The following is a 22,776-nucleotide window of genomic DNA, read 5'->3' as shown; positions in this document are numbered from 1 at the left end:
TACGGGTGGGTAACTCGCATTCATGAGTGAGCGACCGCAGATGACACTGGCGGGGGTCACGCTGGACGCCCCGGACGCACGGGAACTCGCGGCGTTCTACCAGCGGCTGCTGGGCTGGAACGTCGTGCAGGACGAGCCGGGCTGGGTGACGCTCGGCGCCCCGGCCGGCCCGACCGGCCTGTCGTTCCAGACCGAGAAGGACTACGTACGCCCGGTCTGGCCGGCCGGCCCGGGCGACCCCCAGATGAGCGTGCACCTCGACATCCACGTCGACGACCTCGACGCGGCTTGCGCGCACGCGGAGAAGGCGGGCGCCACCAGGGCCGACTTCCAGCCGCAGGAGGACGTCCGGGTCTATCTCGACCCGGCCGGCCATCCGTTCTGCCTATTCCTCTGACTCCGCCGCGGCGCCGGTCTCCGGGACGCCCAGCTCGTTGAGGAACGAGCGGGCCCACTCGGCGACGTCGTGGGTCCGCAGGTGCCGCTGCATGACCCGCATGCGCCGCTTGAGCTCGGCCGGCTCGGCGGCCACGGCGCGCAGCAGTGCGTCCTTGACCCCGTCCGGGTCGTGCGGGTTGCACAGGAAGGCCTGCCGCAGTTCCGTCGCGGCGCCGGCGAACTCGCTCAGCACCAGCGCGCCGCCGCGGTCGGAGCGGCAGGCCACGTACTCCTTGGCGACCAGGTTCATGCCGTCGCGCAGGGGCGTCACCATCATGACGTCGGCCGCGACGTACATCGCCGCGAGCTCCTGCTTGCTGTACGACTGGTGCAGGTAGTGCACGGCCGGCATGCCCACCTTGCCGAACTCGCCGTTGATCCGGCCGACCTCGCGCTCCACCTTCACCCGCAGCGTCTGGTAGTGCTCGACGCGTTCCCGGCTGGGCGTCGCGACCTGCACCATCACCGCGTCCGGCACGTTGAGCTTGCCGTCGGCCAGCAGCTCACGGAAGGCCTTGAGGCGCAGCTCGATGCCCTTGGTGTAGTCGAGCCGGTCCACGCCCAGGATGATCGTCTCGGGGTCGCCCAGCTCGGCGCGGATCTCCTTGGCCCGGGCCTGCACCTTCGGGTCGGCGGCCATCCTTTCCATGTCCGCGGTGTCGATGCTGATCGGGAAGGCGCCGGCCTTGACCTTGCGGCCGTCGACCTGGATCGACTGGCCCTCGTAGCGCAGGCCGAGCAGGTGCCGGGCGAGCCGGACGAAGTTCTGCGCGGCGAGCCGCTGCTGGAAGCCCACCAGGTCGGCGCCGAGCAGGCCGCGCAGGATCTCGGCGCGGAACGGCATCTGCATGAACAGCTCGATCGGCGGGAACGGGATGTGCAGGAAGAACCCGATCCGCAGGTCGGGACGCATCTCGCGGAGCATCGCCGGCACCAGCTGCAGCTGGTAGTCCTGCACCCAGACGGTCGCTCCCTCGTCCGCCACCTCGGCCGCGGCCTGGGCGAAACGCTGGTTGACCACCCGGTACGCCTCGCGCCAGCGACGCTTGTACACCGGCGTCTCGACGGCGTCGTGATACAGCGGCCAGATCGTGGCGTTGGACTGGCCCTCGTAGTAGCGCTCGAGCTCCTCCGCGCTCAGCGGCACCGGATGGATGTGGATCCCTTCCAGCTCGAACGGCTCCGGTGCTTCGCCGTCGCCGCCGGCCCACCCGATCCAGGTGCCCCGCTGCTGGGTCAGCACGGGGTGCAGGGCGGTCACGAGGCCGCCCGGACTCGGGCGCCACTGCCGCTCGCCGTCGACGATGACCTCGTCCACGGGCAGGCGGTTGGCGACTACGACGAAGGAACTTCGTTCGGCCACGCTGAAAGCACCTCCGGGTCGTTCTGGTTCCCCGCCGTTGAGCCTACTGTGCGTAGCCAGCCGGGGCTTGGCGAGGCGTGTTCCGACCGCGCGGCGCCGCTTCTGGCGAACAGGTGCCATCCTTGGCCGGTGAGCCTGCCCGTTGATCTTCCCCCGCCGCGGCGACCACTGTTCTTCCCTGTGGTCATTGCCACCGTCTTCCTGAGCATCATCGGGATGTCGGCGGGCTTCGCTCTCGGCACCCGGCACGAGTCGGGCGGCGTCGCCCAGAACCCGCAGGGCCAGGAGTCGCCCGCGCCGGCCGAGAACACGGCAGTGCTTTGCCCGGAAGAGATGCACGAGACCGCGCGCAAGTTGGGGATCCTGGAGGAGCTGACCCAGGTCCTGCGGGTACGCGCCGACGAGACCGGCACCACCGTCTGGATCTGCCGGGATCCCGGCGGGAAGCTGTACTACCAGGCCAACCGCGGCGGCGAGCAGACCACGTGGATCGAGGGCCAGACCGCGCTGTTCCTCTCCAACGTGATCCAGGAAGGCGACACCTATACCGCCATGGCAACGGACGGGAACTCGTTCGTCGTCAACGACGAAGTGCTGCGGGTGACGATCAAGGGCAAGGAGAAGACGTACGCGGTCCGGCGCGAGGGGTGAGCGCGCGGGGAATCCTTGTGCGGCGGGCGGGGTTGTTGTAAGCGGCCGGGGTGCGACCTGGAAAGATTGTGCTCCCATTCCGGCACCGGAATCACGATCACGGAGGTAGGCCGCACCGTGGCCCAGTTCATCTACACCTTGGAGAAGGCGCGCAAGGCGCACGGCGACAAGGTCGTGCTCGACAACGTGACGCTGAACTTCCTGCCCGGGGTCAAGATCGGTGTCGTCGGTCCGAACGGCGCCGGTAAGTCCAGTCTGCTGAAGATCATGGCGGGCGTGGACCAGGTCAGCAACGGCGAGGCCCGGCTGATGCCCGGCTACACCGTCGGCATGCTGGCCCAGGAGCCCCCGCTCAACGACGCGAAGACGGTCCTCGGGAACATCGAGGAGGCCGTCGCGGAGACGAAGGCCAAGCTCGAGCGGTTCAACAAGATCGCCGAGCAGATGGCCACCGACTACAGCGACGAGCTGATGGAGGAGATGGGCAAGCTTCAGGAGGAGCTCGACCACGCCGACGCGTGGGACGTCGACTCGCAGCTCGAGCTGGCGATGGACGCGCTGCGGTGCCCGCCGCCGGACGCCGACGTCACCCAGCTCTCCGGTGGTGAGCGCCGCCGGGTCGCGCTCTGCAAGCTGCTGCTCGAGGCGCCCGACCTGCTGCTGCTCGACGAGCCCACCAACCACCTGGACGCCGAGAGCGTGCAGTGGCTGGAGCAGCACCTCGCCAAGTACGCCGGCACCGTCATCGCCATCACCCACGACCGGTACTTCCTGGACAACGTGGCCACCTGGATCCTCGAGCTGGACCGCGGCCGGGCGTACCCGTACGAGGGCAACTACTCCACCTACCTGGACAAGAAGGCGCAGCGTCTCGCGGTCGAGGGCCGCAAGGACGCCAAGCTCAAGCGCCGGCTGTCCGAGGAGCTGGAGTGGGTCCGCTCCAACGCCAAGGCCCGCCAGACCAAGAGCAAGGCTCGCCTCGACCGCTACGAGGAGATGGCCACCGAGGCGGAGAAGACCCGCAAGCTCGACTTCGAGGAGATCCAGATCCCGCCGGGCCCGCGCCTGGGCAACACGGTGATCGAGGTCAACGACCTGGTCAAGGGCTTCGACGGGCGCACGCTCATCGACCACCTGTCGTTCTCGCTGCCGCGCAACGGCATCGTCGGCATCATCGGCCCGAACGGCGTCGGCAAGACCACGCTGTTCAAGACCATCGTCGGGCTCGAGCAGCCGGACGAGGGCTCGGTGCGCATCGGCGAGACCGTGCAGCTCTCGTACGTGGACCAGAACCGCGAGGGTCTCGACGGCAACGAGACGGTGTGGGAGGTCGTGTCCGACGGGCTCGACCACCTCATGGTGGGCAAGGTCGAGATGCCCTCCCGGGCGTACGTGGCCGCGTTCGGCTTCAAGGGCCCCGACCAGCAGAAGCCGGTCAAGGTGCTCTCGGGTGGTGAGCGCAACCGCCTCAATCTCGCGCTGACGCTGAAGATCGGCGGCAACGTGATCCTGCTCGACGAGCCGACCAACGACCTCGACGTGGAGACGCTGGGCAGCCTGGAGAACGCGCTGCTGGAGTTCCCCGGCTGTGCCGTGGTCATCTCCCACGACCGGATGTTCCTCGACCGGGTCGCCACCCACATGCTCGCGTGGGAGGGCACCGAGGAGGACCCGGACAAGTGGTTCTGGTTCGAGGGCAACTTCGAGGCGTACGAGAAGAACAAGATCGACCGGCTCGGCGCCGAGGCGGCCCGCCCGCACCGGGTCACCTACCGCAAGCTCACGCGTGACTGAGCCTTCCCGCGGCGGAAAACCCAAGGAAAAGCGTTTGGAGAGATTCACCTACGAGGTGGCCGTCCGCTGGTCCGACATGGACGCGTACGGCCACGTCAACAACGCGCGCTTCCTCACTCTGTACGAGGAGGCGCGCGTTGCCATGTTCTTCGTCGGCGCACGGGCGCAGGGTCTCACGTCGTTCGAGGACGGCATCGTGATCTCCCGGCACGAGATCGACTACCTGCGCCCCGTCGACTACGGCGATCCCGTACGCATCGAGCTGTGGATCTGCGACCTGCGGGCCGCCGCCTTCACGGTGGCGTACGAGCTCTTCGACGGCGACGTGCTCGCGAGCCGCGCCAAGTCGGTGTGCGTGCCGTACAACCTGGCCCAGGGGTTCCCGCGCCGGCTGACCGAGCCCGAGCGGGCTTTCCTCGAGCCCTACCTGGACGCGTGAGCCATGGGTGACCACGGCATACGCGGGGTCAGGGATGCCGGGCCGTTCCTGGCCCGGCTGGCCCGCCTGGACCGCTCGCTGCCGGTCCGGTTGCGGTCGGGCCGCGGGCGCACCGCGCTCTGGGCCCGTCTGCCCTGGGGTGTGCTGGTGACCCGGGAGGTCGAGGGGCCCGGCCCGGGTGACGCCACGGTCTCCGCCGGCGATCTGCTCGCGGTGCTGTCGGCCGGCGGCGAAGAGCTGCCCGGTCGCCGGGACGCCGAGTGGCGCTGGCCGCTGCCGCCCGCCGGTGTCCGGGCCGTCGAGTCGGTGGCGACCGCCGAGCTCGGCCGGCTGGCGGCCGCCGCGGCGGGCACCCTGCGCGAGGTGACCTCCGGCGGCCTGGGTGGCCGGGCGGTAGGCCAGCGGGCGGTGCGCGACGCGCTTCTGGATCACGTCGCCATGGTCGTCACGCCGCCTCACGGTGACCCGGTCGCGGTCCCGCAGCGGCTCGTTCAGGCGGTCTCGCGGATGGGCTTCCTCGGTTCGGCCGATGTGGACGGTCCGGCAGCGCGCGTGTGCGTAGCGGGACGATGGGTGGGTCTTTCCGCACCATATGGAGTCGCGTGGCTACAGCCGGTCCAGGAATTGACCGTTATGCCTATAGGGGTTCACCCGAAAGGGTGATGCTGCATCGGTTGTCCGGTCGCGCCCTCCCTTTGAGGGGATGACCTCCGCGACCTGTACGGGTACCGTCGCCCCCGGGTCTTCCGCTACGTCCGGCGGCTGACCTGCTGGGGAGTGAGGTGCACAACGATGCCGTGGTGGTCATGGCGTCCCGGATCGTCCGGAGACAACGAACCCGAGAGCGGTGGTGAGGTCGCGCTGCAGCGCGGCGTCCGCGTCGGCGTGCCGGCGCAGCGGGAACCCGAGCGCTCGGCGATGTCCTCCGCCGATCTGCAGATCGATGAGCCCGAACAGGTCGCCCCGGTCGACCTGACCCGGATCGGCAAGGCCCTCGACCTGCTCGACATCCGGTTCCTCGCCGACGGCGGCGGCAGCCTGCTGGCGATGTGGGAACGGCACGCGGTGCTGTTCACGCTCGAGGGCCCGGACGACGAGATCCTGGTGATGCGGGCCCGGCCGCACGCTACCGTTCCGCCCGACTGGGCCGACCGCGCCTACCGCGTGGTCAACGAATGGAACCACACCCGCCGCTTCTGCAAGGCGTACGTCGGCGACCCCACCGAGCGCGGGCAGCTGCCGATCTACGCGGAGCTGCAGGTGCCCCTGGCCTCGGGAGCCCACGAGGCCCTGCTGGTGGAGATGCTCGACTGCGGCGCCGCGGTGGCGACCTCGTTCGTCGACTGGCTCCACGACGAAGGCGCTCTGTTGTAGAAAGCTCTGAAACGGAAAAGGCCGGGCCCATCGGGCCCGGCCTTCCTTTTCGGCTTCTTCAGGACAGCGGGAACATACCGACGCGGCCGTGGTACTCGCGGCCGAGCTGGTCGGTGTCCCAGCCGACGATCAGGCCCTCCGGGACCGCTCGGAACGCGCGGACGCCCACGTTGCGCTTGAGGCTCGGGTTCCACGGCAGCGCGCGGCCCGTCGTGGGGTTGAGCGCGCCGATGCCCACCCGGGCCACCGCGCCGGGGCCGGGGCCCTTGGCGTCGCTGCCGAACGGGTTGTCCAGGTAGCGCTGGTGACCGCCCACGTACACCGCGCTGCCGGTCACGGCGACCGCGTAGAGCGAGTCGCCGCCGGTGCGCTGGACCCACGTCGGGTTGTGCTTGCCGCCGCCGGCCGTCTCGAAGCGGGCCGCCGAGTCGCAGAGCTTGGTGGGGGAGGACGCACGGCCGGTCGACACGACCACGAAGTAGCGGCCGTCGGGCGAGAACTTCACCTGCCGCAGGTACGTGTCGAAGCCCTTCATGCACTCCGCCTGGTACGCGTCGGTGTACCAGCTCAGGACCGTCGCCCGGGTGCCCGAGGTGTCGAACAGCGCGATCTGCGTACGGCTGACCGATCCGACCTTGAGCAGCGCCCCGACGATGACCAGGCGCTTGCCGTCCGGGGAGAGGTCGAGGTGCTCCACCCGGGTGCGGCTCAGCCCCGGTGCCGAGAGCTTGGCGTCGAAGCCGGTGTCGACCGCGCCCGAGCTGGTGTGGACGCGGGCCAGGCCGACCCGGGCGACGCCGTTCACCGCGGAGAAGGTGCCGCCGAGGTAGAGCCGGCTGCCCTGGGCGGACAGCACCCGCACGTCGCCCCAGTTGATCTTCGCTGCGAAGCCGGGCACGCGCGCGCCGTCGCTGACCGATACCCGGGCGACGCCGCGCTGGGCGGCCTGGTTGACGGTCTTGAAGGCGCCGCCCAGGTAGACGGAGTTGTCCGCGCCCGCCGCGAGTGCGTAGACCGCCGCGTCCACCTGCGGGGCGAAGGGGCGCACGATGCCGTCACGGAGCCCGTACGCGAAGACGTTCTTCCGGTCGTAGGTCAGCTTGCGGGTGCTGTCCTGGACCTTGGTGAAGCTGCCGCCGACCACCACCGTGTCGCCGACGACGGCGAGGGCCCACACCGTGCCGTCCAGGACGTGCGGGGTGTTGTCGACCGGGTTGGCCGACACCACCGCGGGGTGGGCGAGGTCGGCAGCCGCGGGCATCGCGCCCAGCAGGGTGGCGCAGGACAGCGCGGCAGCGGCGAACAGGCGGCGTCGCATCGGTGGCAGCTCCTGGGATCGGGACGGAGTCAACCCGATCAACGAGCGGCGCGGCCTCAGGGATGCGCGTCCATGGTGTTGACCATGAAGTAGGCGGCCCGCTCGAGGTAGTCCCAGAGGGCCGTGCGCTGCGGCTCGGGCAGGCCGAGCGAGTCGACGGCCTCGCGCATGTGCAGCAGCCAGGCGTCGCGTTCCTCGGCGCCGACCCGGTACGGCGCGTGCCGCATCCGCAGGCGGGGGTGGCCGCGGCTGGCGGAGTAGGTGTTCGGGCCGCCCCAGTACTGCATCAGGAACAGCGTCAGCCGCTCGGCAGCCGGTCCGAGGTCCTCCTCGGGATACATCGGGCGCAGCAGCGGATCCTTGGCGACGCCCTCGTAGAACCGGTCGACGAGCCGGCGGAAGGTGGGCTCGCCACCGACCGCCTCGAAGAAGCTGACCTCGCTCACGCGTCCAGTCTGCCAGCAGCGGTGCGGCGTGCCGGGGCGGGTGTGATGCGCATTGCGGTCCCGTCGGGACGCTGGTCGTCCTTCGGCGGAGCGTGCTTCGTCCCGGGCGGAGTCGCCGCGGCCGCCCGGTCGGGCCAGCGGGCGGCCAGCGTCGCCATGATGATCAGCCCGCCCAGGCTCCACAGGCCCATGACCCGCGGGATCGACGAGTGCTGGGCGATCGCGCCGGAGATCAGCACGGCGGCGCCCTGGATGAGCTGCATGCCGCCCTGCATCACGCCGAACGCACGGGCCCGGTAGCCGTGGGGCAGGGCGAGCACGAACACGCCGTTGAGCGTGGGCATGAGCACGCCCTGGGCCACGCCGGAGATCATCACCAGGACCGCCACGACGACGGCGCTGGGCGCCCACAGGGTCAGCGCCAGCGCCAGCGGCATCAGGATGGCGGACGGCCTCACCAGGTGCACCTTGCGGGAGGGCGACACCAGCCGGCCGACGAGGAGGCCGCCGGCGATGAACCCGATCGGCCCGGCGGCCATGATCATGCCCTGGTCGAAGCCCCGCGCCGCCGGGTCCTCGTGGAACAGCGCCGCCCAGCCCGCCGCGAGGCCCTCCGGCAGGATCGTGAACGTCGTGACGGCGAAGACCATCAGGGCGATCGACCGCAGCAGCGGAGTGCCGAAGACCAGCCGGTAACCCTCGCTCGTCTCGCGCAGCAGGTGACGCCGCTCGGTGGCCCTCGCCACGGCCGGCCGGGGCCGGATCCCGGCCGCGATGATGCCGGCCGAGGCCACGAACGAGAACGCGTCCAGCAGCAGCCCGAGGCGGGCGTCCACGGCGACGGCCAGGGTGGCGCCGGCGAAGTATCCGAAGACCTGGGCCGCCTGTGCCGTCGAGGAGTTGACGGCCAGCACGGTGACGAGTTGCCGGCGGTCGACGATCAGCGGGATGAGCGCGGACCGCGCGGCCTGCGTGGGCGGAGCGCCGAGCATCGTCACGAACAGCAGCACGAAGATCACGGGGACGGGCAGGTCCGGGAGCGCGATCAACGCGATCGGCACGGCGCGCGCCAGGTCCGAGATGATCAGGACCCTCCGGTACGGGTACCGCTCGGCGACCGCCGCCAGCACCGGTCCGCCGAGGATCCACGGCAGATAGCTCACCGCGAAGGAGGCGGCCGACAGCAGCACCGACTCGCTCTGCTGGTAGACGAGCGTGATGATCGCCGCCCGGGCGAGATAGTCGCCGCCCCAGTTGACGATCAACGAGAAGTACAGCGCGCGATACTCGCGGACCGCGAAGACGTCGTGGAAGGTCACCGGGCGGTCCGGCTCCGTCGCGCCGCCGGCTTGCTCGCCGGGCTGCGCAGCGGGTCGGTCGTCGGACACCAGGGCCCTCCATCGATCGCGACGGCCGGCGGGATCGCCGACGGCGGTCGGTCACGGACGCGGGCGACCAGGGTGGTTTCCGGCCTCGCGTACGTGACGCTGCATGTGCAGATGCTCCTTGCAGGATTCTGCCCGATCGGTCGAGCCGTGGCTAGGGCGTACGGGGGGAATGTCGGCCATTCGGTCGAGGGTGGACATCCCCGCCATGCCGTATCAGCAGGTCAGGTAGCGCCTCCGGGGGTACCCGACGAATCCTGCGGCGAGCCCGGGAAGACCGGCGGTACGGCGGAACGCGGCAGCATGCGTGAAACGGCGATCCGCTCGGAGATCCCGGAGCTCTCCAGGGCCTCGGTGAGCCGGCGGCGCAGTTCACGTTGGACGATGGGCTGACCGTCCGCCGTGGTCTTGGCGATCGTGCGGATCACCGCGCCGTCCACCGTCAGCTGCTCCACACCCACCACGTCCGGCGGCTCGAGGAACTCGGTCGCGTGCTCGGGCTCGTCCGCCAGCGCCAGCGCCGCCTCGCGGAGCACCGCGGACGCCTCCTCGGAGTTCACGAAGCCGATCGGGATGTCGATGACCACCATCGCCCAGCCCTGGCTCTTGTTGCCGACCCGGACGACCTCGCCGTTGCGGATGTACCAGAGCACGCCTCGCATGTCGCGGACGGTCGTGACGCGCAGCCCGACCGTCTCCACCACCCCGACGGCGTCGCCGAGGTCCACCGAGTCGCCGACGCCGTACTGGTCCTCCAGGAGCATGAACAGGCCCGCGATGAGGTCCTTGACGAGGCTCTGCGCGCCGAAGCCGAGCGCGACGCCCACGATGCCGGCGCTGGCCAGCAGCGGGGCCAGGTTGAAGCCGAGCTCGCCCATCACCAGCAGGGCGGCCATCGTGGCGATCACCGCGGTCACGAAGCTGCGCAGCACCGAGCCGATCGCCTCGGCCCGCTGGCGGCGGCGTTCGGGAATGAACTGGTTCTCCGCGGCCTCCGGCTGCTTGGCCGCGCGTTCGCGCAACGGCTTCAGCAGCGCCGGCATCTCGGCCCGTGAGGTGGACGTGGTCAGCCGCCGGATCGCCCGGTGCAGCAGCCAGCGGACCAACAGGGCGACGAGGATGATCGCCAGGATCCGCACCGGCTTCACGATGAACAAGTAGCTGCTGTTGGCCAGCCACTCATTGTGGGTGTTGTCGGAGATCCACTTGCACAGCACGTCCGACTTGCAGCGCTCGGACAGCGGCGTCGTATCGACGATCACGCCGGTGGACGGAGGCGGGTTGGTAGGTCCTTGCCAGATCACGGGTCCTCACCGTACCGGCCGTCCGACCTCGGCCGGGAACCGGACATCCTCCCACGAGACCTCAGACGTTTACGTCGCGGCCACAGATTGTGCTCGCCAATTCGTCATTCATCAGGGACTATTGGCGCACGAGGGTCGGCAGTCGGCGGCCCTCGGCGGACCTCGCATGCGACGACAAGCACATCGGGAGCGGTTACAAGCACCTACACCGAAGGGTGATCGCGATGCCTGACATACGACCCACAGTGGGCTCTTCCGCGTTGGTTCTGAACGCTACCTACGAGCCGCTGTGCGTCGTATCGGTGCGTCGAGCTACCATCCTCGTGCTGACCGCCAAGGCGGAATGCGTCTCCGACGGCGACGGCATCCTGCACAGCGCACACCACGCTCTCCCGGTGCCCTCCGTCGTCCGCCTCACCCGGTATGTGAAGGTGCCCTACAGGACCCATGTCGGGCTCTCGCGTCGCGCCATCTTCGCCCGCGACGGCGGCCGGTGCGCGTATTGCCGCGGCTCCGCCGAGACGATCGACCACGTCTTCCCCCGCAGCCGGGGCGGCCTCCACGCGTGGGAGAACGTGGTCGCGGCCTGCGCGAAGTGCAACCACAGCAAGGGCGACAAGACCCCCGCGGAGCTGGGCTGGCGGCTGCACGCGGCACCGCAGGCCCCCCGCGGAGTGGCGTGGCGGGTGCTCGGCCATCGCACCCCCGACCCGCGCTGGGCCGACTGGCTCGACCTTCCCACCCCGGTCGACGCCGAAGCGGCCTGAGTCGCTAGCGCCGCTTCGTGCCGATCAGCGAGGCGAAGACGACCACGTTGTCGGAGTAGCCCCGGGTGCCGCCGAGCCACGTGCCACCACAGGTCACCAGGCGCAGCGACGGTCTGCTGTAGTCGCCGTAGACGCGTTGGACCGGCAGCTTCTCCTTGCCGTACCGCTCCACCGAGTTCACCTGGAAGACGGCCGTCTCGTCGTCCTCCCGGAGGACCTCGATCCGCTGCCCGGGCCTCAGCTCGTGCAGCCGGTGGAAGACCGAGGGACCCGTACGGGTGTCGGCGTGCCCCACGATGAGCGCCGGCCCGAACTGCCCAGGCGTCGGACCCTCGCGGAACCAGCCGGCCTCGTTGTGCCGGTTCAGCGGCGGTACGGCCACCGACCCGTCGCGCGCCAGCCCGACCATGAGGATCGGCGCCTCCACCTTGATCGCCGGGATGCTCAGGCGCTGCGGCCGGCTCGGGTCCAGCACCGGGAAGTCGCGGGGCGGCGGCTTGTCCGGCCCGCGGAAGATGTCGCGGAGGTCGAAGCCCGTCGCCGCCCCCACCCCGGCGCCCACGGTGAACAGTCCGAGGAAGACGAGGGCGACGGCCATGAGGCCCAGTGGCATGACGCGGCGCCCCCGCACGGGCGGCGGAGGGGGAAGGCGTCGGCGTCGCGGCGAGCGCAACAGCGCACGTGACGGGGCGTGCGGTGGCGTGACCGCCGGCCCGGACGCTGCGGCTGCCTCCTCGCGAGAAGCGGGTGCCGGCTCGACGGTGTGCGTCACGATCTCGGCCGGCCGGCGGCGCAGCACCGACTCGGGCATGGGGGAACCGGGAACGGCCGGGCTCGGCCGTACCGCGCGCGACACCCGCGCCTCAGCTCGGACGGCGGCGGCGCAGCGCCGCCACGCCCAGGGCGATGCCGGCGGCCACCGCCGCGCCGCCTCCGCCGATCAGCATCGGCGCCGACCTGCCGGGTGCGGTTCCGCCGCCCCCGGTGGCCGGGCCACGTTGCGGTTCCACCTTCACGACCACGTGCAGGGTGGCGGTGGCCATCTTGCCGTCGGGACAGGTCAGGCGGACGGGGTAGTCGCCGGGCGCGGTCGTGGCGGGGACCCGCGCGGTGGCGGTGAGGAAGCCGTACCGCGGGGAGACCGTCACGGTCTTCAGGGGCTCGGCGGTGACCTTGGCGGCGGTCAGGTTGTCGTCGCAGCTGGCGCGGATGCCGACCTCGTCCCCGGCACGGGCGGTGCTCGGGTTGATCTCGAGGAACACGGCGGCCGCCCGGGCGGGCGAGTCCGGCAGCAGGACCACGGGCAGGGACAGGGCCAGCGCCGCGAGCGCGGCCGGGACGGATGGACGCATGACCTCCCCCTCCTGCCGTCCGGGGCGGAAACGTCGCGGACGGCGCGTGAGGGTGATTTTCGCACCTCGGGGCCGATTTCGCGTGGGTCAGGACATCCCACGTAGTGGGTCTTGACACCCGACGCTCCGTGGCGCCGCACACTCCGCTACCGTGATTGACGTTCGGATCACTGGGAACACAGTGACTTGGCCCGGTTCCTTATGACGCCTGGGGGCGTTGAGGTTGTCGATATTCAGCACGATTCTGGTCTACGCGGTCATCCCGTTGTCGGTGATCCTCGTGGTGGCGGCCCTCGTCGCCGTCGGTGGGCGCGACGGCCGGCCCGACCGCCGCTACCGGCCCGGCCGGCCGTACGACTTCAAGCCGATCTGGTTCCTCGCGTCACCCGCGCAGGTGAGCCCGGCTTTCGGTGGCAAGACCTCCGACCGCACCGCCCAGCCGCCCGCGCTGGAGTCGGGCGTCGTCGAGGGTTCCGCGGGCCGGCAGGTGCGGCCCGGACCGGTAGGAGGCGCAAGTGACCGTTGGTGAGCACCAGGCCATCGTGAGCGGCGGTGAGCAGCCCCTGACGGCGCTCGACCACGCCGGCGGCCCGACGCTGACCGAGCGGCCCGAGCTGACGATGTCCGACTCGGGCGTCGCGGCGCTCGACGGGCCGTTCACGACCCGGCAGCTGCTGCGCCTCGACGAGGCGCTGCGGGTCGCCGACCAGCAGACCGGCCTGACCTTCAGCGTTTACATCGGCCCGCTCGACGAGCCCACCCGGGAGAGCGCCGAGGCGCTGCACCGGCAGCTCGAGGGCGCGGCCAAGGCGGTGCTCCTCGCCATCTCGCCCGGCCAGCGGCTGCTCGAGATCGTCACCGGCGCGGAGGCCCGCAAGCGCATCTCCGACCGCGACGCCAAGCTGGCCGCGCTGTCGATGGCGGCGGCCTTCGCCGGGGGAGACCTCGCCGGCGGCGTCCTCGCCGGCCTCGACCAGCTGGCCTCCCACGCCGGGCGGCACTGACCGGCTAGCGCAGGGAGTCCGGGGAGACCCGGACCGGGAACGGGGCGTCGACCTTCACCGGGCCGGCGCCCTGGATCGTCTGTGCCGGGAGATAGCCGCCCGGCCCCAGCTCGTAGACGTGCACCACCGGCTGCGGCATCGACTCCACACGCCAGTAGCCGTCGATGCCTGCGTCGGCGTAGAGGGCGGGCTTGAGCAGCCGGTCGTAGCGCCGGCTGGTGTCGCTCTCCACCTCGATGACCAGGGCCACGTCCGCGGGAGCGGCCCAGCTGGCGCCCGATGACCGGGGCCGCAGCACGGTCACGTCCGGGATGAGGTTGCTCTCGCCCAGCTCGATGCCCAGGCGGTCGCACACCCACCAGCCGTCCGGCGCCGCCGCGCGCAGCGTCGTGACGAGCGCACGGACTACCGCCTCGTGCACTTCCTCCAGTGGTGGTGTCACGTGCAGGCTGCCGTCGACGATCTCGTAGCGGTGGCCGTCCTGCGGGAACAGGTGCAGGTCCGGCTCCGTCCACGGCCCTTCGGGGGCGGCCCATCGCGCCGGCGAGCTGTGCCCGATCACCACCACCGCACCACCTCCATCACCGCGGAGTGCCAGCGTACTCACGCAGTGTTGTTTCCGGTGGGTTTCCTCGCCCTGACTTTTCGCGGGTCGCAAGGATGGTGAATCCTCACGACCCGCGGAAAAGGTCAGGCAGCGGCGTCTTTCGCGCGGGCCTTCAGCGCGCGCAGCACGCCGTCACGTCCCTCGGCGACCAGCCGGCGCAGCGAGGGGGAGTGATCCTCCGCGGCGAGCCAGGCGTCGGTCAGCGCCACGGTCTCCTCGCTCACCTGGTAGGCCGGGTACGCCAGCATCACGAACTCCTGCGCCGGCTCGCTGTCCGAGCGCGCCCACACGTGGTCGACGACCTCGAAGAACTTCGGCGCGTACGGCGCGGTGAGCTCCACCTGCGTCGACGACTGGAAGCCCTGCAGCAGCGACCGGTTGAGCCAGTTCGGCAGCTTCTCGCCGCCGGTGAGCTTCGCCCAGACCGCGGCCTTGTTCTCCGGCGTCGGCAGCAACGCCCGCGCCAGGGCGGCCTCCCGCTCACCGCTGGCGGTGCGGTCCGCGTCGAGCTCGGCGCCGATCTCCTCGTCGGTCGCCGCTCCCCGGGCGGCCAGCGCCTCCAGCAACGACCAACGCAGCTCGGTGTCGACGGTCAGGCCCTCCGGGATGTCGCGGCCCTCCAGCCAGCCGCGCAGCACGGCCAGCTCCTCGGGGCTGCGGGCGGCGCCGAGGTACGCCCGCGCCCAGGCGAGCTGGAAGCCGCTGCCCGGCTCCGCCGCCGCCAGCGCCGTGCGGGCCGTGGCGGCGAGCTGCGCCCAGCCGGTCGGGGCCCACTGCGGGTCGGCGTACATGGTCAGGGTGGTCGCCGCCTGCCGCAGCGTCGCCGTGGTGAGGTTGATGTCGCGTTCCTCGGGCAGCCCGGTGCTGACCAGCGCCACGTAGTCGCGGGCCGCCAGCTCGGCGTCGCGGACCATGTCCCAGGCGGCCGCCCAGCACAGCGCGCGCGGCAGCGACGACTCGAAACCGTCGATGTGGCGGACCACCGTGGCCATGGAGCGCTCGTCGAGGCGCAGCTTGGCGTACGTGAGGTCGTCGTCGTTGACCAGGAGCACGTCCGCCGCACGCTGCCCGGCCAGCGACGGGATCGGCGTCTCCTCGCCGCTCACGTCGATCTCGAGGCGGTCGCGGCGCACCAGCCGGTCGCCGTCGACGTCGTACAGGCCGACCCCGATGCGGTGGGTGCGCAGCGTCGGGTAGGTGGCGGGCGCCTCCTGCTTGACGACCACGCTCTCGTACGTGCCGTCCGGGCCCACCGTGACGACCGGGCGCAGCGTGTTGACCTGTGCCGTCTCCAGCCACTGGGCGGCGAACTTGCGCAGCTCCCGCCCGGACGCGGTCTCCAGCTCGGTGAGCAGGTCGTCGAACGTGGCGTTGCCCCACGCGTGCCGCTGGAAGTACGCCCGCAGCCCGGCCCGGAACGAGTCCAGCCCGACGTACGCGACGAGCTGCTTGATGACGCTCGCGCCCTTCGCGTACGTGATGCCGTCGAAGTTGACCTCGACCGCCTCGAGGTCCGGCATCTCGCAGTAGACCGGGTGCGTCGACGAGAGCTGGTCCTGGCGGTAGCCCCACGTCTTGCGCACGGACAGGAACGTCGACCACGCGTCGGTGAAGCGGGTGGCGTTGGTGTTGCACCAGTGGCTCGCCCACTCCGCGAACGACTCGTTCAGCCACAGGTCGTTCCACCAGCGCATGGTCACCAGGTCGCCGAACCACATGTGGGCCAGCTCGTGCAGGATCGTGTTGGCGCGCTGCTCGTACTCGTAGTCGGTGACCTGCGAGCGGAAGATGTAGTGCGCCTCGGCGTGCGTGACGCAGCCGAAGTTCTCCATGGCGCCGGCGTTGAAGTCGGGCACCCAGAGCTGGTCGTACTTGGGCAGCGGGTAGCGCACCCCGAACTGCTCGTGGAAGAAGTCGAAGCCCTGCTTGGTGATGAGGAACAGGTCGTCGGCGTCGAGGTACTGCGCCATCGAGGCCCGGCAGAACACGCCCAGCTCGATGCCGTCGTGGCTGTCGCGCACCTCGTGGTACGGCCCCGCGCACAGCGCCGTGATGTACGTGCTCATCCGCGGCGACTGCGCGAAGTGCACGGTCTTGGCGCCCCCCTCGGCCGGGACGGTGCTGTCCACCGGCATGTTGGAGACGACCTTCCAGTGCCCCGGCACGGTGGCGTGCCAGGTGAAGACGCTCTTGAGGTCGGGCTGGTCGAACGCGGCGTAGACCCGCTGGGCGTCCGCCGTCTCGAACTGGCTGTAGAGGTAGATCTCCTTGTCCACCGGGTCCTGGCTGCGCTGCAGGCCCTGGCCGCTGGCGGAGAAGAAGAAGTCGGCGTCGACGACGAGAGTGTTCTCGGCGGCCAGCCCGGTCAGCGTGAGACCGCTCTCCGCCGACCAGCCGGAGATGTCCACGGGCGTGCCGTTGAGCTCGGCCGAGCGCACGGCCGCGGCCGCGACCTCGATGAACGTCTGGGCGCCCGGCTCGGCGCAGCGGAACGTGACCTCGGTGACGGTGCGGAAGGTGCCCTCGCCCGGGTTTCCGGCCCCGTCGGTCAGGTCCAGGGCGATGTCGTACCCCGTCACCTCGAGCAGGCGGGCCCGTTCGGCGGCCTCCACCTGGGTCAGGTTACGAACTCCGGCCACGTTCACTCTCCTCCACGCTGGCAGGGGCTACGCCGCCCCGCCTCGAGCTTTCCACGCCCAGCCTATGCGGTGCTCGCGGGCTCTCGGAGCGCGGGAAGATCGGGGGTATTTGCGCGAAGTCATCACGTACGAGCTTCTTCTGTCGTTGTAAAGGTGAGAACCGTCACCCTGACCGGAGGCTCCGATGGCCGAGACCGACACCGTCGCCACGAGCACCATCGCCGTGCACCGGGGCGCCTGGGAGAGCGTCTGCCCCACGCTGCCCGCCGACGTCGCCGCGATGGTCGCACCGCCCGTCACCGTGTCCAGCTTCCCGGTGGCCACGGCCATCAGCGGCGCGCAGGACCGCCGCCGCGCCCGGGAGGCCCGCTTCCGGGCGAACATGCCGTCGGTTCCCGCGTACGGGCGGCACCGGCGCAGCAGCTGAAGGGTGGGACGGGCCCGGGGTCCCCACACCCCGCCCGGACCGGCTCGGTAGGTTCGCGGGCATGACGGTCGTGCACCCGATCAGCCGGGCCTGGATCACCACTGGCGGCACCGGCGCGCAGAACTACGACGAGTTCGCGGACGACGCGGAGATCACCGAGATCATCGCCGCGAACCCGCACAGCGCGCTGGCCATCGAGATGCCCCACCGGGCGCCGGGGTCGGTGGGCAGGTCGTTCCTCGACTGCCTGCCGGACGCCGCCCAGCGGCTCGCCGAGGAGAAGGCGGACGGCAGCTACACGCCCGCCGAGCAGGTGGTGGTCCTCTACCGGATCAGCGCCCCGGGCGAGCCGGCCGCGTACGGCCTGTGGGCCATGGTCGACACCGACCAGATCTCCACCAGTGCCGAGGAGCCGGGGCTGGTCATCCGCAACGAGGACGTGTTCATCGCCAAGGTGCGTGAGCGGGTGGCGCTCGCCGAGGCTCTGAAGACGCTGCTCTCACCCGTACTGCTGCTGCAGACCGGCAAGGGTGACGAGCTGCACGCCGCTCTCGCCGCCGCGACCGACGCGGCCGGGGCGCCGGCCGCCACCGACGTCGACCAGAGCGGGCGCACGCACGCGATCTGGATCGTGGCCCCGGGGCCGCTGCAGGACGAGCTGACCGCGCTGGCGGGCGGGGGTGAGCTCGTGGTGGCCGACGGCAACCACCGCAGCCTCGCCGCGCAGACCGGCGGCCTTCCGCGCTTCCTCGCCGTGGTGACCACGCCCGCGTCGGTCGCGATCCAGCCCTACAACCGGCTCATCGCGGAACTGCCGGCCGAGGACCTGGTCAAGCAGCTCACCGCGGCCGGCGCGCGGGTCGAGGAGCTGCCGCGCCCGGCGGCGATCCCGGAGAAGGGCACCGTCGAGCTGTACGCCCAGGGCAAGTCGTACGCGGTGGTGCTGCCGCCGGCCGCGGACGCCACCGTGGTCGACAACCTCGACCACGCGCTCGTCGAGCGGGTGCTGCTGCGCGACGCGCTCGGCCTCGACCCGGGCGACAAGCGGATCTCGTACGTGGGCGGCGACTACCCGGCCGAGTGGCTGCGTGGCGAGGTCGACGCCGGCCGCGCCGAGCTGGCCGTGTTGATCGCCCCGGTCACCGTCGACGACTTCGTGGCCGTCAACCTGGCCCGCCGGAAGCTGCCCCGCAAGAGCACCTGGTTCACCCCCAAGGCCCGCGGCGGCCTCGTCCTCGCCCAGCTCGACTAGCGGTGCTGCACCCACAGGTCGAGGCGTCGCTGGCGATCCGGCGGCGCCCGCCTGCCGAGCTGCTGGCCGCGGATCCGTACGCGCGGTTGCAGCACGCCCGGCAGGCGATGGAGGAGTCCAACGAGGCCGAGTGCGGCCCGGCCATCCCGCTGCCGGTGGTGGTCGACGTGGACGCCGACGGCGTGCCCTGCCGCCTGTACGCGGCCAGGACCGGCGCCCCGGTCCTCGTCTACGTGCACGGCGGCGGCTGGTGCTACGGCAGCGTGGAGACGGTCGACCGGCTCTGCCGCCGGATCGCCGACCGCTCGGGTTGCGCGGTGCTGTCCGTCGACTACCGCCTCGCCCCCGAGCACGTGTACCCGGCCGCGCTGCACGACGTGGAAACCGTGCTGCGCTGGGTCCGCAAGGAGGGTGCCGGCCTGGGCGTCGACCCCTCCCGGCTGGCGATCGGCGGGGACAGCGCCGGCGGCCAGCTCGCCACGGTCGCCGCCCGCCGCCAGCGGGACGCGGCCACGCCGCTCGACTACCAGGTGCTCATCTACCCCGCGATCGACCCCATGACGGCCTCCGAGTCGTACGACGAGGTCGGCGGGTACGGCCTGGACCGCGCCTCGATGAAGCTGGCGTGGGAGACGTTCGTCCCGTCGCCCGCCGACCGCTTCAGCGCCGACGTCGCGCCGCTCGCTGCCGAGGACCTCGCCGGCATGCCGCCCACCCTGCTGATCACCGCGGAGTACGACGTCCTGCGCGACGAGGGCGCCGACTATGCCGACGCGCTGCTCACGGCCGGGGTGCCGGTCGTCCACGTCCGCTACGCCGGCGTCAACCACGGGTTCGCCCGCAAGCTCGCGATCTTCGACGCCGCCCGGGCCGCTGCCGACCAGATAGCCGTGAGCCTGCGGGCCGCGCTGACGTTCTGAACGGCGTTTGACAGACTGCGGTCATGCGCGTCTACCTCGGTTCCGACCACGCCGGCTACGAGCTGAAGAGCCACCTCGTCAACTACCTCGCCAAGCAGGGGTACGAAGTCGTCGACGTCGGCCCGCACGTCTTCGACCCCGAGGACGACTATCCGGCCTTCTGCCTGCACACGGGCGCGAAGGTGGTCGCCGACGAGGGCAGCCTCGGCATCGTCATCGGCGGCTCGGGCAACGGCGAGCAGATCGCCGCCAACAAGATCGCCGGGGTCCGCTCGGCGCTGGCCTGGAAGGTCGAGATCGCCCAGCTCGCCCGCCAGCACAACGACTCCAACGTGCTGGCGATCGGAGCGCGCCAGCACACCCTCGACGAGGCCACGGCGATGGCCGAGGCCTTCCTGACCACCTCGTTCTCCGGCAACGAGCGGCACGCCCGCCGCATCGGCCAGCTCGCCGACTACGAGCGCACCCGCGAGCTGCCCGAGCTGCCGTCCTCCTGACGCCGGCTCAGCGGGCCCGCGGCAGATCCTCGCGAGGCACCCAGTTGCGGCGGACGATCGGCAGGCTCCGGTCGGCGTCGGCCAGGTGCTGATCCGAGGGGCGGGCGGCGTCCCGGGCCCGCATCGCCGCGGTGACGCTCACCTGCGAGGAGCCGGATCCGACGAGGCCGCGCAGCCCCCGCTCGGCCGGCTCGTCGCTCGCGGCGCGGGCGCCGGCGGGCCGGGCTGCGGCACCCGTGCCGGAGGGGGCCGGTCGCGCGGCGGCGGGCCGGGGCGTCCGGCCGCCGGCCGGTCCCGGACGCATCGCCGACGGCTTCGGGTTGTCCGGCTCGGGATCGAGCACCGGCGGGGTCTCGGCCACGGCGGTCGCTCCGGGCAGTCCCTCGGCCAGGGCGGTCGCCTCGGGCAGTCCCTCGGCCACGGCGGCTGCCTCGGGCAGTCCCTCGGCTGCGGCGGCTCCTTCGGGCGGTTTCCCGGCCACCGCGGCGGTCACGGTCGCGCCGGCCGGGTCGGCGGCCGGTTCGGCTTCCGCGGGGGTCGCGGCCGGGGCCGCGTGGGAGGGACGCACGCGGCGGCGCCGGCGTCCGGGTTCTTCGCCCATGCCGCCGAACCTACCGCCGCCGCGCCCACCTAGAACACCTCGGTGGGGTTCGGCATCCGGTGCCAGCCGAACGCGGTCGACGCCTTCCGCACCGCGTCCGGCGTCAGCTCGCGGACCGTTCCGGCCGCTCCGAGCGCCGCGAGCGGCACCGCGCCGAGATAGGCCGCCGCCAGCTCCAGCACGGTGCATGCCAGGTCCGCGGGTTCTTCGGTACGCGTACACGTCGCGGAACCGGACGCGTCGGCGGTCAGCCGCCAGCGGCCGGAGTTCTCCGTCAGCAGCGGATCGGTCACATCGAGCACGACGTCGACGGGAGCCGCGTAGCTGCGGGCGGCGAGAGCGCGGGGAAGGTCGACGATGCGGATCCACAGGCCGTCCGCGACCGCGGTGCCGAGCCGGCGTGGCTCGTCGACCAGGTACTGCAGGGGCTCGTCCAGCGACGCGAAGTGCACGCTCGCCGTCCGGGCCAGGTCGATGGTGAGCAGGAAGCGCCACAGCGCCCGGTACGCCACCGGGTCGGCGGCCACGACCTCCCGGACGCGTACCTCCGCGTCGGGACCCCGGTCGTCCCAGTTTCCCTTGGTGCGCCAGATCGCGTAGCCGGTCGGCCCGTCGGCGGTCTCGTGCACGACGCCGTACTGGGCGGTCGCGCCCTCGCGCTGCGACTCGATATCCGACAGCACGAACCGCCACCACCGCTCGTCGCGGCTCGACCAGCCCGGACGGGTCGCGCGCAGCTGCTCGTACACCTTGCTCAGCTCGGGGATCGCGTCGAGCGGGCGGATGAGCCGCAGCCGGCTGTCCCCGGTCGCAGGCGCGTCGGGCGGGCTCACCTCGCGGGTCGCGACCGTCATCCGCAGCCGTGGGGCGGCGTGGCCGTACCCGAACCGCGGATAGATCTTCGTCTCGCTCGCCCAGAGGACCGCGACCGGTTCCCGTCCGGCCGCCGCGATCTCGCGCAGCTGCCGGTGCATCATCCGGGTGAGCAGCCCGCGCCGGCGGTGGGTCGGCAGAACGCCGACCAGCGTCACGTGCGCGGCCGGGATCACCGCACCGGGCACGGTCAGATCCCTCGTGTACGCCGCCGCGTGGCCGACCACGGTGCCCGAGTCGTCGGCGACCAGTGACCTTTCGGGCTCGAACACCGAGCCCTCCACCTCGCGTTCCTCCGCCGACATCGTGTGGTGGAAGACGCTGCCCAGCAGGTCGGAGATGGCGTCCCAGTCCTCCGCCGTGCCGACCCTGATCGGTGTTCCGGTGCCGTCCATCCTGTTTGTGTAACGGACGGCGCGCGCGACGGCGAGCTATTTGTCGGCTCGCTACTCTCGATGCAGGGCGGCGACCGGCCGTTCCGGGGGAGGGTAACGATGCCAGAGCAACCGCAGTGGCCCGAGCGGACGCTCGACATGCCGCCACAGGATCCCTGGGCCGATCCGCCGACGACGGACATGCCGACGCGCCCCGGGACAGCTCCGCCGCACGATCCCACCCGCCAGTACGGCGCCGCGCCCGCACCGCAGTACGACCCGACCCGCCGGCAGGGCGCCGTGGATCCGACCCGCGCCGCTCACCCGGGCGACGCCGGTCAGGCCCGGCCGGCACCGCCGCCGTCGCCGTTCTCCAGCGGCCGGGCCGCGGTCAACCCCCGCCCCCAGCCGCAGGGCTTCACGGCCGAGCACGAACCCACCGGCACCGGCTGGCCGGGCGCCGCACCGCCCACCCAGCGTCACCCGCTGAGCTGGCACATCGCTCAGCTGCGGCGCGGCGGCGAGTGGAGCTTCGCCGGCCTGCTCTTCGCGTTCGTCTGCTGGGGCATCTGGGCGATCTCGTCCGACGGCAGCCTGACCACCCCGATCATCGTGTTCATCGTGTCGGTGGTGGTGGCCGGCGGTGTCTTCGCCCTGTCGCGGCTGGTGGGCCGGCTGGTCCTGGAGCGGCAGCTCGGCCGGGAACGGCGTACCGCCAAGGGCTCGCACGTCGTCGCCGGCCTGTTCCTGGCCGGCGTCGGTATCGCGCACCTGCGCCAGACCGAATGGGTGATGACCGCGGTCAGCTGGGTCGTCGACCTCTTCCGCTGACCGCGGTCCTGCTTACCCGGTCTCCTTACTTGGCGGCTTTCGCGGCGGCCTTGGCGGCGGCGGCGTCGGCCTTCTCCTGGGCCTTGTCGGCCTTGGCGGCGGCGGCGTCGGCCTTGACCT

At 71.6% G+C, this 22,776-nt stretch carries 25 protein-coding genes; 14 read left to right on the top strand and 11 right to left on the bottom strand.

The annotated features are described in order from the left end of the window. The first annotated feature begins 22 nt into the window (after positions 1-22). Positions 23-397: a VOC family protein gene (locus tag AB0J80_RS36655; RefSeq protein WP_364714219.1), complete on the top strand. Its 375-nt coding sequence runs from the start codon at positions 23-25 to the stop codon at positions 395-397. On the opposite strand, the gene AB0J80_RS36650 is transcribed toward AB0J80_RS36655, so the two are convergent. Beyond that, complete coding sequence (locus tag AB0J80_RS36650; RefSeq protein WP_364714218.1) at positions 386-1,801, bottom strand: trehalose-6-phosphate synthase; 1,416 nt, start codon at positions 1,799-1,801, stop codon at positions 386-388. The genes AB0J80_RS36655 and AB0J80_RS36650 overlap by 12 nt on opposite strands. A 129-nt stretch (positions 1,802-1,930) precedes the next feature. Between AB0J80_RS36650 and AB0J80_RS36645 the strand changes: the two genes are divergently transcribed. From AB0J80_RS36645 to AB0J80_RS36625, 5 genes are all read left to right on the top strand, one after another. Beyond that, a complete protein-coding gene (locus AB0J80_RS36645; RefSeq protein ID WP_364714217.1) occupies positions 1,931-2,452 on the top strand; it encodes a hypothetical protein in 522 nt (173 codons plus the stop codon). Between the two features lie 117 nt (positions 2,453-2,569). Further along, positions 2,570-4,246, top strand: coding sequence for an energy-dependent translational throttle protein EttA (gene ettA, locus AB0J80_RS36640; RefSeq protein WP_364714216.1), 1,677 nt, complete (start codon positions 2,570-2,572; stop codon positions 4,244-4,246). Positions 4,247-4,280: 34 nt separating this feature from the next. Beyond that, positions 4,281-4,685, top strand: a complete 405-nt coding sequence (locus AB0J80_RS36635; protein ID WP_364714214.1) for a thioesterase family protein — start codon at positions 4,281-4,283, stop codon at positions 4,683-4,685. A 3-nt stretch (positions 4,686-4,688) separates the two neighbouring features. Continuing rightward, entirely contained in the window at positions 4,689-5,348 is a 660-nt protein-coding gene (locus AB0J80_RS36630; RefSeq protein WP_364714213.1) for a hypothetical protein, read from the top strand. Between the two features lie 129 nt (positions 5,349-5,477). Next, positions 5,478-6,059 carry a YbjN domain-containing protein gene (locus AB0J80_RS36625; RefSeq protein WP_364714212.1) on the top strand — a complete coding sequence of 194 codons (582 nt, stop codon included), beginning with the start codon at positions 5,478-5,480 and terminating at the stop codon, positions 6,057-6,059. A 58-nt stretch (positions 6,060-6,117) separates the two neighbouring features. Here AB0J80_RS36625 and AB0J80_RS36620 read toward each other — a convergent pair whose 3' ends face one another. The 4 genes from AB0J80_RS36620 to AB0J80_RS36605 form a co-directional block, all read right to left on the bottom strand. Continuing rightward, positions 6,118-7,377, bottom strand: coding sequence for a PKD domain containing protein (locus AB0J80_RS36620; RefSeq protein WP_364714210.1), 1,260 nt, complete (start codon positions 7,375-7,377; stop codon positions 6,118-6,120). Between the two features lie 56 nt (positions 7,378-7,433). Continuing rightward, positions 7,434-7,823, bottom strand: coding sequence for a globin (locus tag AB0J80_RS36615; RefSeq protein WP_364714208.1), 390 nt, complete (start codon positions 7,821-7,823; stop codon positions 7,434-7,436). Beyond that, positions 7,820-9,211 (bottom strand): MFS transporter, encoded by a 1,392-nt coding sequence (locus AB0J80_RS36610; RefSeq protein ID WP_364714206.1) that lies wholly within the window; start codon positions 9,209-9,211, stop codon positions 7,820-7,822. Before AB0J80_RS36610 ends, AB0J80_RS36615 begins: the two co-directional genes overlap by 4 nt. A 221-nt stretch (positions 9,212-9,432) precedes the next feature. After that, a complete protein-coding gene (locus AB0J80_RS36605; RefSeq protein ID WP_364714253.1) occupies positions 9,433-10,422 on the bottom strand; it encodes a mechanosensitive ion channel family protein in 990 nt (329 codons plus the stop codon). Positions 10,423-10,736: 314 nt separating this feature from the next. Between AB0J80_RS36605 and AB0J80_RS36600 the strand changes: the two genes are divergently transcribed. Continuing rightward, positions 10,737-11,279, top strand: a complete 543-nt coding sequence (locus AB0J80_RS36600) for an HNH endonuclease (RefSeq protein ID WP_364714204.1) — start codon at positions 10,737-10,739, stop codon at positions 11,277-11,279. A 4-nt stretch (positions 11,280-11,283) separates the two neighbouring features. Here the strand turns inward: AB0J80_RS36600 and AB0J80_RS36595 are convergent, their stop codons facing one another. Next, positions 11,284-11,892, bottom strand: coding sequence for a class F sortase (locus AB0J80_RS36595; protein ID WP_364714203.1), 609 nt, complete (start codon positions 11,890-11,892; stop codon positions 11,284-11,286). A 250-nt stretch (positions 11,893-12,142) separates the two neighbouring features. Then, entirely contained in the window at positions 12,143-12,631 is a 489-nt protein-coding gene (locus AB0J80_RS36590) for a hypothetical protein (protein WP_364714201.1), read from the bottom strand. Between the two features lie 223 nt (positions 12,632-12,854). Between AB0J80_RS36590 and AB0J80_RS36585 the strand changes: the two genes are divergently transcribed. Continuing rightward, positions 12,855-13,160, top strand: coding sequence for a hypothetical protein (locus AB0J80_RS36585; RefSeq protein ID WP_364714200.1), 306 nt, complete (start codon positions 12,855-12,857; stop codon positions 13,158-13,160). 91 nt (positions 13,161-13,251) lie between these two features. Next, entirely contained in the window at positions 13,252-13,635 is a 384-nt protein-coding gene (locus AB0J80_RS36580) for a DUF5130 family protein (protein WP_364714251.1), read from the top strand. Positions 13,636-13,639: 4 nt separating this feature from the next. Here AB0J80_RS36580 and AB0J80_RS36575 read toward each other — a convergent pair whose 3' ends face one another. Next, a complete protein-coding gene (locus AB0J80_RS36575; RefSeq protein ID WP_364714198.1) occupies positions 13,640-14,242 on the bottom strand; it encodes a Uma2 family endonuclease in 603 nt (200 codons plus the stop codon). 83 nt (positions 14,243-14,325) lie between these two features. Continuing rightward, positions 14,326-16,881: an aminopeptidase N gene (gene pepN / locus AB0J80_RS36570; RefSeq protein WP_364714196.1), complete on the bottom strand. Its 2,556-nt coding sequence runs from the start codon at positions 16,879-16,881 to the stop codon at positions 14,326-14,328. A gap of 184 nt (positions 16,882-17,065) precedes the next feature. Here pepN and AB0J80_RS36565 point away from each other — a divergent pair, with 184 nt between their 5' ends. The 4 genes from AB0J80_RS36565 to AB0J80_RS36550 all read left to right on the top strand — a co-directional run bounded on the left by AB0J80_RS36565 (position 17,066) and on the right by AB0J80_RS36550 (position 19,977). Beyond that, positions 17,066-17,308: a hypothetical protein gene (locus tag AB0J80_RS36565; protein WP_364714195.1), complete on the top strand. Its 243-nt coding sequence runs from the start codon at positions 17,066-17,068 to the stop codon at positions 17,306-17,308. A 61-nt stretch (positions 17,309-17,369) separates the two neighbouring features. Further along, entirely contained in the window at positions 17,370-18,560 is a 1,191-nt protein-coding gene (locus tag AB0J80_RS36560; RefSeq protein ID WP_364714194.1) for a DUF1015 family protein, read from the top strand. Between the two features lie 2 nt (positions 18,561-18,562). Then, positions 18,563-19,480 (top strand): alpha/beta hydrolase, encoded by a 918-nt coding sequence (locus AB0J80_RS36555; RefSeq protein WP_364714192.1) that lies wholly within the window; start codon positions 18,563-18,565, stop codon positions 19,478-19,480. A 23-nt stretch (positions 19,481-19,503) separates the two neighbouring features. Then, complete coding sequence (locus AB0J80_RS36550) at positions 19,504-19,977, top strand: ribose-5-phosphate isomerase (RefSeq protein ID WP_364714190.1); 474 nt, start codon at positions 19,504-19,506, stop codon at positions 19,975-19,977. A gap of 7 nt (positions 19,978-19,984) precedes the next feature. Here the strand turns inward: AB0J80_RS36550 and AB0J80_RS36545 are convergent, their stop codons facing one another. Both AB0J80_RS36545 and AB0J80_RS36540 read right to left on the bottom strand, forming a co-directional pair. Next, the gene (locus AB0J80_RS36545) at positions 19,985-20,281 is read right to left on the bottom strand and encodes a hypothetical protein (protein ID WP_364714250.1); all 297 of its coding nucleotides are present in this window, start codon (positions 20,279-20,281) and stop codon (positions 19,985-19,987) included. 326 nt (positions 20,282-20,607) lie between these two features. Next, a complete protein-coding gene (locus AB0J80_RS36540; RefSeq protein WP_364714189.1) occupies positions 20,608-21,846 on the bottom strand; it encodes a GNAT family N-acetyltransferase in 1,239 nt (412 codons plus the stop codon). Between the two features lie 99 nt (positions 21,847-21,945). On the opposite strand from AB0J80_RS36540, the gene AB0J80_RS36535 reads away from it, so the two are divergent. Beyond that, the gene (locus AB0J80_RS36535; protein WP_364714188.1) at positions 21,946-22,656 is read left to right on the top strand and encodes a DNA-directed RNA polymerase II; all 711 of its coding nucleotides are present in this window, start codon (positions 21,946-21,948) and stop codon (positions 22,654-22,656) included. Positions 22,657-22,776 lie beyond the last annotated feature (120 nt).

The organism is Actinoplanes sp. NPDC049548 (assembly GCF_040676695.1).
Lineage (GTDB): Bacteria > Actinomycetota > Actinomycetes > Mycobacteriales > Micromonosporaceae > Actinoplanes.
The sequence above is the reverse complement of the archived record's forward strand: the minus strand, read 5'-3'. Positions and strand labels throughout refer to the sequence as shown.

Coding starts and splice junctions, on each gene's coding strand:
- AB0J80_RS36655 (WP_364714219.1), top strand. CDS start 23: ATGAGTGAGCGACCGCAGATGACACTGGCGGGGGTCACGCTGGACGCC.
- AB0J80_RS36630 (WP_364714213.1), top strand. CDS start 4,689: ATGGGTGACCACGGCATACGCGGGGTCAGGGATGCCGGGCCGTTCCTG.
- AB0J80_RS36625 (WP_364714212.1), top strand. CDS start 5,478: ATGCCGTGGTGGTCATGGCGTCCCGGATCGTCCGGAGACAACGAACCC.
- AB0J80_RS36620 (WP_364714210.1), bottom strand. CDS start 7,377: ATGCGACGCCGCCTGTTCGCCGCTGCCGCGCTGTCCTGCGCCACCCTG.
- AB0J80_RS36600 (WP_364714204.1), top strand. CDS start 10,737: ATGCCTGACATACGACCCACAGTGGGCTCTTCCGCGTTGGTTCTGAAC.
- AB0J80_RS36595 (WP_364714203.1), bottom strand. CDS start 11,892: ATGCCACTGGGCCTCATGGCCGTCGCCCTCGTCTTCCTCGGACTGTTC.
- AB0J80_RS36590 (WP_364714201.1), bottom strand. CDS start 12,631: ATGCGTCCATCCGTCCCGGCCGCGCTCGCGGCGCTGGCCCTGTCCCTG.
- AB0J80_RS36580 (WP_364714251.1), top strand. CDS start 13,252: ATGTCCGACTCGGGCGTCGCGGCGCTCGACGGGCCGTTCACGACCCGG.
- AB0J80_RS36565 (WP_364714195.1), top strand. CDS start 17,066: ATGGCCGAGACCGACACCGTCGCCACGAGCACCATCGCCGTGCACCGG.
- AB0J80_RS36560 (WP_364714194.1), top strand. CDS start 17,370: ATGACGGTCGTGCACCCGATCAGCCGGGCCTGGATCACCACTGGCGGC.
- AB0J80_RS36550 (WP_364714190.1), top strand. CDS start 19,504: ATGCGCGTCTACCTCGGTTCCGACCACGCCGGCTACGAGCTGAAGAGC.
- AB0J80_RS36545 (WP_364714250.1), bottom strand. CDS start 20,281: ATGCGTCCGGGACCGGCCGGCGGCCGGACGCCCCGGCCCGCCGCCGCG.
- AB0J80_RS36540 (WP_364714189.1), bottom strand. CDS start 21,846: ATGGACGGCACCGGAACACCGATCAGGGTCGGCACGGCGGAGGACTGG.
- AB0J80_RS36535 (WP_364714188.1), top strand. CDS start 21,946: ATGCCAGAGCAACCGCAGTGGCCCGAGCGGACGCTCGACATGCCGCCA.